5 protein-coding genes are annotated in these 12,426 nt (G+C 64.6%); 3 read left to right on the forward strand and 2 right to left on the reverse strand.

Translation table 11 applies throughout. The features are described 5' to 3' along the window. Positions 1-16 precede the first annotated feature (16 nt). Together IPV69_RS09945 and IPV69_RS09950 are read right to left on the reverse strand one after the other, a co-directional pair. Entirely contained in the window at positions 17-3,739 is a 3,723-nt protein-coding gene (locus IPV69_RS09945; protein ID WP_206294956.1) for a PEP/pyruvate-binding domain-containing protein, read from the reverse strand. Further along, positions 3,736-5,292, reverse strand: coding sequence for an outer membrane protein assembly factor BamB family protein (locus IPV69_RS09950; RefSeq protein ID WP_206294957.1), 1,557 nt, complete (start codon positions 5,290-5,292; stop codon positions 3,736-3,738). Before IPV69_RS09950 ends, IPV69_RS09945 begins: the two co-directional genes overlap by 4 nt. Positions 5,293-5,641: 349 nt before the next feature. On the opposite strand from IPV69_RS09950, the gene IPV69_RS09955 reads away from it, so the two are divergent. From IPV69_RS09955 to IPV69_RS09965, 3 genes are all read left to right on the forward strand, one after another. Further along, entirely contained in the window at positions 5,642-9,586 is a 3,945-nt protein-coding gene (locus tag IPV69_RS09955) for a tetratricopeptide repeat protein (RefSeq protein ID WP_206294958.1), read from the forward strand. A 19-nt stretch (positions 9,587-9,605) separates the two neighbouring features. Beyond that, positions 9,606-10,013 carry a hypothetical protein gene (locus IPV69_RS09960; protein WP_206294959.1) on the forward strand — a complete coding sequence of 136 codons (408 nt, stop codon included), beginning with the start codon at positions 9,606-9,608 and terminating at the stop codon, positions 10,011-10,013. Positions 10,014-10,197: 184 nt separating this feature from the next. Continuing rightward, the gene (locus IPV69_RS09965) at positions 10,198-12,420 is read left to right on the forward strand and encodes an FG-GAP repeat domain-containing protein (protein ID WP_206294960.1); all 2,223 of its coding nucleotides are present in this window, start codon (positions 10,198-10,200) and stop codon (positions 12,418-12,420) included. Positions 12,421-12,426: the final 6 nt, after the last annotated feature.

The following is a 12,426-nucleotide window of genomic DNA, read 5'->3' on the forward strand; positions in this document are numbered from 1 at the left end:
TGGATCATCAGCGCGTTCACGCAATGCCCAGCGCCCTTCGGCTGATGAACATCGCAGGCAAGTACGCCAGAAGATACGTCCAGAGCCACCCGGCGTCCCACTGATTCCACCCTCGTTGCACGAGAGGTTGCCAGATCACGCCGGAAAGGGGTCGCCAGAACTTTCCGGGTGGCCGGCTTTCGTAGATCAGTCTTACATGCGTCAGGCTCGTTCCCGCATCGCCTTGAACTTCGGATGGTTCCGGCGGCCGGGTATCGCCGACGACGGCTTTCAGGGTCACTACCGCGCCATCGGGCCCCTGAACGGCAATGGGCCAGCGACCAGGCTCGGTCGGCGTATGAACGGTCCATCGCAGCGGGCGCGGCGCGAGCGGGCCAGAACCCAGAAACTGCCGGAGCGCCGCTGGCGAATCCCCGCGCGTCTTTGCCGCGTCGATCTGATCGGCAATCGCCTCATCCGCAGGACGCGTTGCGCCACTGCCCGACTGGCCCTCCCAGGCGACGAGCAACTGACCGAGCGCCTTATCCGCGGTCGAGACATCTTCGACAGCCTGCTCCGGCGGCGTGGCGGAATCGAGTCGCAGCGGGGCGACCATTGCGACGCTGGCCGTACCGCGGGCGGCGCTCGACAGCTCTGCTTCGACCTGCACCACCGTCCCCGGCGCGGCGTTCCAGCTTGCCGGATCCATTCGGGCGGGGAACCAGAAGAACGTCATTACCATCGGGCCAAGGAAGACGGCCATCGGCACCATCGCCGAAACAAACAGGCGACCCTGCACCGCCGCCGTCGCTCGGCGAATGGATACCAGCCGTGGCGAACCGGCCGGCAATAACGCCGCCTGTTTCGAAAGCGCATCGGACCGCCGTTTGGCTTCGCCGAGTCGGCGGTTATCGGTCAGAACGCGCTGCATGACCATCGTGGTGAACGCCACCAGCGCGGCAATGATGGCGACCGTCAACGGCTTGCCCACCATCGGCACCAGCGGCCAGAAAATCGCATCCAGCACACGGAGCGACGGCTGGTAGAGCCAGTGCTCGGGCAGCAGAAATGCCAATACCAGGAAAATGCCCCAGACGAGCAGCCCGGCACACGCCCAGCGTCCGGCTCGACGATCACGCCCGCCGGGCGGTGGTGGAAGCAGCCTGGCCTCGATAAACGTATCGTTCGGGTCTACCGCCCCGCCGTTGTAAGAAAGGACAGTCTTCGCGGCAGATAGCCCACCCGGCTCACCAGCGTCGGCCGGTCCGACGGCACCGTGGTGACCATCAACCCGCAGTAATTGCCCATCCGTAAACAGCCGAGTCGCGTCCGGCAGAACGACGGCCGGTAGTCCCATCTCGCGGGCCACGACCGCTCCGTGCGACAGCGTACCACCGCACTCCAGCACCAGCGCCGACGCATTCACAAACAGTGGCGTCCAGTTCGGGTCGGTGCTGGGGCAGACCAGCACGTACCCCTTGCCCAGGTCGCCGGCCTCGGCCGGGGAACGCACGATCTTCGCCGGCCCTGCTGCAACGCCGGTCGATACGGCAAACGCTTCATGAACTCCGTCGGCGACGATCTTCGGCGGTGTGCCGAGCGCTTCGATCTCCTCCACCACGATCACGTGGGGCAGCGAGATCCGCACTTCAGCACGATGCTGGATACGACGGGCGGCAATCGACGCCGCGAGCTCGGAGGCTGACGGGCCCCGCTCGACCAGCGCGGCAAGCATTTCCTGCGCCGTCAGGAAGAACACACCATCCCGCAATCCCGTCCGCCGGCCGATCTCGATCGCGACATCGCGGAGCAGGGCATACCCGAGCATCAGGAAGTACTTGCCGTCTTCACGGAAGACGATGTATCGCCAGACCAGATCCAGCCGCCGGTCGAACTCTTTCGCGGCCGCTTCGGGCATCGCCGCCCGCAGCTTCGCGACGCGCTCGCGGACCGCCGAGGCGTGTGATTCATGCAATGACATCGGATCGGCCCCGCCAGCGAGGCGGTCGGCCATGGTTCGGACGGCATCGGGCTGGTCGCGCCAGCGCGGAACGGACAGGTCGAACTCACCCGCTGCCCGGTGTCCGAAGTGCTTCAGCCAATCGTCGATCGTGCGCCTGCCCGATGCCAATTCGTATAGCCCGGCGTCGGCGAGCAGCGTCATGTTCGGCACGGGGCTGCTCGACACCGCCGCCGACAGCTCGCCGGCGTCTTCGTCCCAGACTTCCTCGGCCAGGAACTGTTTCAGTTCCCCCAGCGCCATGCCTTCAACAAGGCTCGGCAGCAGCGACATCGGGGCGAAGTCATCCAGCACCGCCGCGCGGCGTTGCTCCCAGCATTCGGCGAGTTCATCGGCGGACATGGCCGCGAGGTCTTTGGCGCGCTCGCGACCGCAGTAATCGCCAAACGCGGGGAAGATCTCGTGACGCAGTTCGCGATCAAGATCGCCCGCAAGTGCCGCGAGCCGTTTCTGAACATCGCCAATCCTGCGACCGGCCTTCCAGCGGGCGATGAACGATCCCGCCGGAATCGTCGGCGGAGATTGCGCCGCGTCGGGATTTTTGCGCAGCAGGTCGAGGTCATATTGGTACGGATACGCCTCCTGAAAGATTCCGGCGGCCCGCGATGCATCCATGTAGATGCGCCCGGCGATAAGCTTGAGAAAACCATCGCGGCAGACGTCCGCCGACGGTTCGAAACCAGCCAGCCGGTACATCGCGCCAAAGCCCCCGGCACCGGTCATAAACGGCTGCATGACCGACCAGGTCAGCGGCGTTGGGTGTGGAAGCGTTTCGCCGAGGTTGTGCCGTACCCAGGGGCCACGCGGCGTGCCATCGCCGCGGGCGTCGCGTCGAATATCGTCGCGCGTTTCCAGCAGAATCCGCTGATACGCTTCGGACTCTTCCAGGGTCGTGATCGGCCTGGATTGCAGCAGGAAAAGCTGCCCACCGTCAATCGCCCACTCGATGTCTTGCTCTGCGCGGAAATGCTCGGCGGCCTGCCTTCCGAGCCGCCAGAGGCCGGCGATATCGGCTTCCTTCAGGCAGGCGGTGCGGCGGAGATGTTCCGGCGTTTCGACCTCGCCGTCGGGTGAGACCGACTCGGCGGCACCGCCCTGTGGTCCCGCGGCAGGCATCATGAGCCGCTTGTCGCCAATCCGCTGCTCGATCACGCCGCCACCGGCGCGATCAACCCGCAGCACATCCGGCTGGATCCGGCCGCTGACGAGCGATTCCCCCAGACCCCAGGTGGCCTCGATCAGCATTTCGCCGCGATCGCCAGTCCGGGGGTTGGCGGTAAAGAGCACACCGGCGATGTCGGCCCGCACCAGTCTCTGCACCACGACCGCCATCGCGACGGAATCGATGTCGATGCCGTGCCCGGCGAGATAGCTTCGTGTGCGGTCAGACCGGACGCTGGCCCAGCAACGTGTTACGGCATCGAGCAGGGAAGCATCATCGTGCACATGCAGGAACGTGTCGTACTGCCCCGCCATCGAAGCCCCGGCCATGTCCTCGGCGGTTGCCGATGACCGCACCGCGACTGGACCGCCGCCCATGACGTGATAGGCGGCAACAATGGCAGCGAAGATGGCGTCCTGCGGAAGTGCCCGCCCTGCAAACGCCGCCGTCGTGATCGCAAATCCGCCGGGCACGGGAAATCCGGCGCGCAGCAGCACGCCCAGGTTCACCGCTTTACCGCCGACGAGCGCAATATCGATGCACTCTTCGAGCGGGAGGATGTAGTCAGGCTTCGTCACTTCGTCCCCACAAAACATCGCAAGCCGCCGGTTTCGCTGCCGATGTACAGCCGCCCCTCGGCCACGGTCGGCCCGCTCAGGCAGAACCCCAGATCACCGGGCTTGCCGTTGACGCTTCGCGGCGGTTCGGCCGGTGTTCCGTCGGCGGGGTTCAGCACGTGGAGCTGACCGATCTTGTTCACCACGTAGAGCCGGTTTGCCGTCACCGCGAGCCCGGCGAGAATTGGCGACCCTTCGCCGACCTTCGCCCGCCAGACGTCCTTGCCGTCAGCCGCATCCAGCACCACAACGAACCCGTTGCGAATCGGGCAGAACACTTTGCCGTCGAGGAAAGAGACCGAGCCCAGGACGGCGTCGGCCATATCGCGACGCCAGCGGACGCTGCCCGTCTTTCGATCGATCGCCATCACGACGCCGGCCGGCCGCGGGTCGGCGTTGACGAAGTCGCTGTTGCCGCCACCGACGATCGCCAGATCGCCCGCCAAGGTCACCGGCCCGACGATCGGGTACGGTGCGGGCACGCGCCAGATCAGCCGATCGTCGCCTCGCGACTTCAGATCGGCGTCGCTATTACTTTTCAAGGCGATCGTCGCATTGCCGTTGAACCCACTGCCGATGTACACGACGCCCGCTTCATCGATCGCCGGCGAGCTTTCCGGGTCGGCGATCGGGTATCGCCAGAGTTCTTTCCCGCTGGCCAGGCTGACCGCCAGTACGAATCCAGGATCGGTGGTCGGCTTGTGGTTGGCGTCTTCAATGGCGCCTGCACCGATGACGACCAGATCGCCACGAATGGCCGGCGATGATTCCAGGTGCAGCGTCGTCGGCACCTGCCATCGGACGGTTCCAGTCTCGGTATCCAGGCACAGCAGGGAGCAGTCGGCGTGTTCGTGCAGGCCCTGGCCGATGACCAGCGATTTGCCGTCTTTGCTGATCGCCGGAGAGGAGAAGAACGCGTTGAACGGGGTTCCGTCCTTGGTCGCCGACGAGGTCTTCCAGAGGATCTTGCCCGTGCGGGCGTCGGCGGCGAAGACGTAGCCGTACTTACCGACCAGGTCGAGCTGGCACGAGGCACCGTAGACCCGCCCGTCTCGGACGATCGGTGTAGAGAGATAGAAGGTTTCAGGCTCCGCGTGCGACCAGAGCGGCTCCAGCGAAAGTCTGAGCGGTACCGGTCCGCCGTCGTAACCTGTTCGCTGCGGCGTGACACCCAGCATCAGGTCCGTTACGGCAGCGGTAGTGGTCGGACGAGTCGCACCCTGGCCGGCGTACTGGCGGGCACGGACGATCTGGCGTCCGACTTCGGCCCAGTTCGTGGGCTGCTGCACTCGAGCGGGCTGGGGTGCGACCGCCTTGGCCGCGATCATCCAATGCACGCCAAGTCCGACGAACACGGTAAGCACCGCAGGAATCCAGGGTCGCCGTCGAAACACGGAAATCAGTTCGCGTGGCCTGAAAAGCAATGCCACGGCCGACGCCGCTCCCGCGATGATTGCCGGCAGCACCGCCGCCGTGGCATTGACGAAGATGGGAACGACAGCGAGGTCGGGCATCGGAGGCAGGTTATGCACGAATGAACACGAAAGTTCACCACTGGAGGTAATCAGATAGAATCCTTCGGTCCCGCCTTCAGTTCATTCGTGTGTACTCGCGGGCGTTGGAAGACTGTATCCGGTGCTGAAAGTTGATTTCGGCGGCGAACCGTCATCGTGGCTGTTCAACAACGAAGGATATCGCGTGAACGAGTCTGCGTTGCCGCCGAAGCGCGAAGTGGCACGCATTGCGAGTCAATCACCCAGTTGGGTGATTCGACAGGCTTTTTCGTTCAACGCTTGCAGCGAGCTGCCGTAGACTCCTCCAGACGTACGCCGGCGTCAATTGCTCTGAAACATGGAGGCGGGAATGACGGATGAAAGCTCGGGCGACAGGTGCGATCGCACGGATGTGGTCGTCGGCAGGCGGGCGGAGACACGCGCCGCCGGCAGCGCGACCCAGTCCGGTCGTCCCCCCACTTCGTTGGCAAGATCGCTCCTGCTGTCAGCGGCCCTGTTCGCGGCACCAGCGGTTTGCATTCCCCAATTGGCGTCCACTGCATCGGCACAGCAGCAGCTGGCTCCCGAGGAGCAAGCGGCACTACTGCTCAACGCCGCCCGACGAGCGTACAACGACCGCAACTACCCCCAGGCCGCCAATCAGTTTCGCGAATACACGGCCAAGTTCGGCGGAATGAAGGACGTCAACGCGGCGTGGTACGGGCTGGGCCTGTCGCTGCTGGACGGCCCGCGCGATTACGCCGGCTCGGCCGATGCGCTGTCGCGCGTGGTCGCCGATGCCGCCGCGCCGGATCGACCTTTCGCCGCCTACTTTCGCGGGACGGCGTTGCGATCGCTCGGACTGGCGTCGCAACGACTGGCCGTCGAAAAGCCGCCTGAAGCGCCGACGCACATCGCTGCCGCGAAAGCCAAGCTGGATGAAGCCGCTTCGCAGTTCGCCGAGGCGGTGAAGGCGTTCGAGGCGTTGCTCAAGTCCGCCCCGCCGGACCGACAGCCCATGGTCATTGAATGGATCGCACGGTCGCGATGCGATTGGGCCGAATCGCTGCTTCGCACGGGCAAACCTAAGGAATCGCTCGCCGCGGCCGACCCGGTCATCACCGACGCCGTGCTCGGCAAGAGCAAGTACCGACCGCTGGCGCTGTATCAGGCCGGTCAGGCCAACGTCGCGCTGAAGGAAACGGTCGCCGCCGGCCGAGCGCTCAGCCAGCTCGCGCCGTTCGACCAGGAGTTCGGCGATCATGTGCGGTATCTGCTGGGTCGTATCCATCACGAGTCCGGCGAACGCCCCGAGGCGATGACGCAATACAAGGCCGTCATCGCGGCGGTCGATCAGCAGCGTAAGTCGGCACAGCAGCAGCTGCAGCAGGGTGGGAACAATTTACCCGCCGACCGACGGGCGTATCTGGAGCAGGTCGCCGCCGGGCCGCTGCCCGATCACCTGCCGCGGTCGATGTTCTACCTCGGCGTGCTGCTCGCCGACGAGGGCAAGTTTCCCGAGGCGCGGGAGCAATTCGGCAAGGTCGCAACGGACTTCAAGGCCCACCCGCTGGCCGCCGAGGCCCTGTTGCGCGTCGGCTACTGCCAGTTGCAGTCGAAGCAGAACGCCGAGGCGATTGCGACGCTGACGCCCCTGAAGGACCACGCCACACTCGGTGATCAATCGACCTGGTGGCTGGCCAAGGCCCAGTTGGCCGCCGCCGATGCCAACAACCCCCAGGCCGTCGATGCCGCCGCGAAACAGTCGATCGTGCTGATGACCGCGGCGGCAGCAAAAGCCCAGCAACTGGCCGCAACCGATACGAACGCCAAAGGCCGCCGTTCCGACATCCTCATGGATTTGGCCGACGCCCAGATCGCCGCCAAGGCATTCACTGAAGCGGCGGGCACGTACCGTGCCGTTATCACGGAGAATGCCGTCCCCGAGCGGGCCGAAGAGGCGCACCAGCGCGTCTGCACTGCGCTGCACCTGGCCGGTGCGTTCGATGAGAGTGACACTTCCTGCGATAACTTCGAAAAGAAGTACCCCAAGAGCACCCTGCTGCCGGCCGTCTGGTTCCGGTCGGCCGAAAACGCCTATCTCAAAGCCGTCGCCGCCGACGCCAAACCAGAAGTACCGCGCCCCGAGGTCGAACGGCTCTTCAACAATGCCGTCATTCGCTACCAGAAGCTGATCGAGAAGTACCCCGAGTTCCAGCACGTTCACCTGGCTCGTCAGGGGATGGCGCTGTCGCAACTGAAGCTGGCCAAACCCACGCAGGCGATCGCGATTCTCACGCAAATCCCCGAGTCCGATCGCAATGGCGAACTGGCGACGGTGGGCTATCTGCAGGCCGATGCGCTGCTGCGAACCTTCCCGCCGGAAACCGACGATGCCATCCAGGCGGCCGGCCTGATTCAGCAGGCCGAGCAGGCGGCGAAGATGCTGGAGAACTTCGCCGGTTCCAACGCAAAGCACGCGCTGGCCCCCGATGCCATCCTGAAGATGGGCTATTGCTACCAGCGGATGGCCGGCCTGCTTGCCGAGAAGCCCGAGCGCGACAAGGCGATGCAACTGGCGCGCGAAGCATATGAAAAGCACCTGCGCGAGTTCGCCGGCCACCCGACGGCCCCGGCCGTCGTCTTCGAGCGGGCGAAGCTGATCGCCATGCAGGGTGACGTCGGCGGTGCGATGAATGAACTTCGCCGTTTCTCCGGCGATCCGCTGCGAACATCGCCGAACGCCCCGCTGGCGCTGCTGCGACTGGCGACCCTCATGCGATCGCAGGGGCAGGCCAAAGAAGCCGCCGACCTGCTGGCCAAGGTGCGTGCCGAGCATGAAGCCAATCTGGCCAAAGACCCCGCCCGAGCGAGTTGGGCATCAATGCTTGCTTACGAGCAGGCACTGGCGACGAAGCAGGCGATCGCCGTCACGCCTACGGCGCTCGCCGACGCCCGCAAGTTGTTCGATGAGATCGTGGCCAAGTACGCGGGCAAGCCCGAGGCGATTAATGCCATCTGGCGGTCGGCCCAGTGCCGCCGGGAAGAGATCGCGAAGATCGTCGAAACGGCGACCCGGAAGCTGAACAGCCCGCAATCGACCAAAGACGAGCAGACCGCGGCGATCAAGGCGCTGGACGACGCCGGCACCGCACTTTCCGAAGCCGCCAAACCGGTCGCCGCGATGGCCGACCAGCTCGGCGAGAAAGGCGCGGGGACCGACGGGCATCTGCAACTGCTTTACGAACTGGCTTGGTGCGACCGCGTCGCCGCGACCGCCGAGACAGAATCGGTCCGGCAGAAGCGCCGGCGGGAACAGCTCGCCAAGATCGTCGAGAAACTGCCCAAGGGTTCGCAGCCGCCGGTGCTGATCGCGCCGGACGTGCCGCTGTCTTCGATACCGCCGACGCCTTCGAGCAAGCGTGCCCGCGAACGCTACGAGAAAGTCATCGCCGCCGGCACGGATAAGCCGATCGCCGTCACAGCTCGGTTCGAACTGGCCGAGCTGCTGGCCGATCGCGGCGAAGACGACGGGGCGCTGGACCTCCTGAACGCCGCCTTGCTCAATTCGCCCAATCAGGATCTGTCGGAGCGGATTCGCCTCCGGATGGCTGCCTGCCTGCTCGCCAAGAACGACGCCAAGGCCGCAACCGCAGCATTGAAGGACCTGAGCCGCCCGGCTAAAGCGGACCAGCCCAACGTCTGGTCACAGGTCCGCGGCGAAGCCCAGTTCCTGCTCGCCGAGGCGTCTGTGCAATCGAAGGACTGGCCGAAAGCGATTGAGCTGCTCGTGCCGTTCCGCGACCAGGAGCCCCTGCGAAATCTCGCCGGCGTCAGCGACCGGGCGATGCTGCGGCTGGGGCAGGCGTACGCAAGCGCCGGGCAGTGGGATCCGTCCCGCCAGGCGTTCGAAGCGCTGATCCAGCGATACCCGACAAGCGGGTGGACGGAAGAGGCCCGGTTTGGCGTCGGCTACAGCTTCCAGAAGCAAGGACGGTTTGACGAGGCGGCGAACTCGTACGCCGAGGTCACCCGCCGAACTGCCGCCGAGGTCGCCGCCCGCAGCCAGGTGCACATCGGTCTGTGCCGCATCGAGCAGAAGAAGTTTGCGGAAGCGACAACGGCGCTGCTGAGCGTTCCTTACACCTACGACTACCCCGACTGGTCGGCGGCGGCGTGCTACGAGGCTGCACGGGCGTTCAAGGAAATGCAGAAGCCGGCGGAATCGAACACGCTGCTGAAGCGCGTCGTCACCGAATATCCCGATACGCCGTCGGCCGCGCTTGCCAAGGCGATGCTGCAGAGCGGGACGTGAGAGGAGAGTTGTCAGGACGATGGGAAGCGCTAGTCACGACATCGACGCCGGATATGCGATTTCTGGATCAAAGCGACTGAATTTCAGCAGCGCTGAGGCCTATTGGGCGGACGACGGACTCACTCTCGAAGCGTTCGGGGATGATGCGTCGTTCAATATCCAAGAGTATCAGGAAGTCACGGTACAACCATTCGCCAGCCTCACGGGAAAGTCATGGAATCAGCCGGATGTGAACGGTGAGAGCCCCTCGATCAACTTCCTGGGAGAAACATACAGATCAGAGTCGTCCGAGATCAGAGTGACGAATTTCGATCCTAAGCAGGGCATCCTCACTGTGCACGCCACCGTTGAAGGACGGGGTGAAGACACGGGACGACAACGCGAGTTCGATATCTTGATGCGGTTGCGTGTCGAAGAACGCGACTAGCGGGTTGTGGCGCGAACAACTGCTTATGTGATAGGACCGATTTGGAAGGAGTCTTCCGATGGCCGAGACGTTGAAGATTGACGGTTGCTTACGTGGGACGTCGCCCGCACGGGTTGGAAACCCGTGTCACGGACAGCGTCCTCGCTCCTGCGACACGCGCTGCTGTGACACGCATTTCCAACCGGTGCGGTCGATATGGGAGTGGATCAGTGTTGCCCGATGCGCCTCAACTCTTCTTATCCTTGCGCTACTAGTCATTGCCTTCCCCGCGCACGCCTACGTCGAAGTCCCCTTCACCCTCGGCCGGGTCGTCAATGAATCGACCGTGATCGTGCTGCTTCGCGTCGAGAAGGTGGACCGCGAGAAGAACCTGATCGTCTATCGCAAGGTTCGCGACATCAAAGGCACGCAACCCGGCGATGTCGTCAAGCACAACATCGGCAAGGCCGGCTTTCACCCGCGCGAGTGGCAAGGCGTCATGGCCTGGGCCGAAGTCGGGCAGATGGCTTTGTTCTTCCACAACGGCTCGGCCGGCGAGTGTTGCATCGAAAACTACTGGTACCAGATCTATCCCGGCGACTGGTGGGCCATGTCGCACGCCGAGCCCTACCTGCTCCGCACGTTCGCCGGCAAGCCGGAGAAACTCGCGACGATTGTCGAGCAAATGCTCAAGGGGCAGGAAGTTACCGTGCCCTGCATGGTGGACGGCGACAAGAACGCCGTGCAGCTTCGTACGGCCAAGGTGCAACGGCTCAAGGCGAGCCTGAAGATCATGGAGTATGACGCCAAGCGCGACTTCGCCGGCTGGGGCGTGCAGGATCTGGTCGCGGTGCAGGGCATGGCGGGATTTACCCATTACGGTGCGCTGTCGCGCGTTGATCCGGGCGGCAGCGGCATCGCACCGGCCGATGTCGACGGCGACGGGAAGGTCGATTTCTGCCTTTACGGCGAAGCGAAGGTGTCCGTACTGCGCAATGCCGGTAGCGCATTTGACGAAGTGCCGATTCCGCTCGCCGAAGGCGCGCGGTCGGCCGCGTGGGGCGATGTCGACGGCGACGGCAAGCTCGATCTGCTGCTGGCCTGCCCCACCGGACCGAAGTTGCTCCTCAATGAAGGCGACAACAAGTTCAAGGACATCTCGGCCACCCTGCCTGCCCAGCCCTACTGGAACCTCACGTCGGCTGTCTTCATCGATCACAACGGCGACAAGCGGCCGGACATCCTGCTGGCCGACGGATTCGCCGGGCTCAAGCTCTGGCGCAACCTCGGCACGCAGGCCCCGCCCAAGCCGCCGACCGTTCAGATGTCGGGCTGGAAGATCATCGGCCCGTTCGACAACGCCGACAATCGCGGCGTTGACACCGCCTACCCGCCCGAGAAAGAGCTGAAGCTGGACGGCAAGTACAAGGGCAAGGGGGATGTCGAGGCGGCGTGGAAAGACTTCGAGTTCCCCGAAGGCACGGTCACCAGCGTGAAAGTGTTCCGTGACGATCTGCACCCGTTCATGGTCGTCTATCTCCACCGCACCATCACCGCCAGCGGCGACGGGGAGATGAACATCTCGCTCGGTGGCGGCGGTCCGATCAAGGCCTGGATCAACGGACAGCTAGTCCTGGAGAACAAGGAGCAACGCCAGCCCGCCCCCGACCAGGTGCAGGCCCGTGTTCCGCTGAAACAGGGCAAGAACGACCTGCTGATCAAGTACTGCTACGTTCAGTCCGGCCGAAGTGCGTACTTCAAGCCGACGCTGCCGGAAGCACCGATGGTCAAGTTCTTCGGCGACGTCTCTGACGCCGTCGGTCTGGGCCCGGCCGGTTTGGCGTCGCAGTTCAAGGCGAGCCATCTGCTGATCGCCGATGTCAACGCCGACGGCCGACAGGATGTGCTCGTCGGCGGCGGGCGCGGCGTAATGCTGCTGGCGACGCCGACAGGCTTCACGCAGGTCGCGGCCTCCGGCATCGAATACACGCCCGCCGGCGTAACGCCCGCCTTCGGCGACTTCAACGGCGACGGCAAGCTCGACCTGGTGATCCCCCAGAAGACGGGCGTCAAGCTGCTGGCCGGCGACGGCGCCGGCAAGTTCGCTGACGTGACGGCCAATACCGGTGCGCCGGCGACACTGTCCGGCAACTTCACGTCGGTCGCGTTCGGCGACGTCAACAGCCGCGGGAAGCAGGACTTGGTCCTCGGCTGCCTGCGCGGCCCCAATCGACTGTTGCGGAACAAAGGCGACGGCACGTTCACCGACGCCACGGATGACGTCGGCCTCGGCCAGCGCATCTTTAACACGCGAGGCGTGTCCCTGGTGGACCTCAATCGCGACGGCGTGCTCGACATGATCTTCAGCAACGAAGGCCAGGAGTCGAACCTGCTGCTGAGCAACCCAACGCCGATGGCGACGAGATAACAACGT

It is taken from the genome of Humisphaera borealis (genome assembly GCF_015169395.1).
Taxonomy (GTDB): domain Bacteria; phylum Planctomycetota; class Phycisphaerae; order Tepidisphaerales; family Tepidisphaeraceae; genus Humisphaera; species Humisphaera borealis.

Excerpts from the sequence above, each read along its gene's own strand:
- IPV69_RS09950 (WP_206294957.1), bottom strand. The coding sequence starts at position 5,292 with ATGCCCGACCTCGCTGTCGTTCCCATCTTCGTCAATGCCACGGCGGCG.
- IPV69_RS09955 (WP_206294958.1), top strand. The coding sequence starts at position 5,642 with ATGACGGATGAAAGCTCGGGCGACAGGTGCGATCGCACGGATGTGGTC.
- IPV69_RS09960 (WP_206294959.1), top strand. The coding sequence starts at position 9,606 with ATGGGAAGCGCTAGTCACGACATCGACGCCGGATATGCGATTTCTGGA.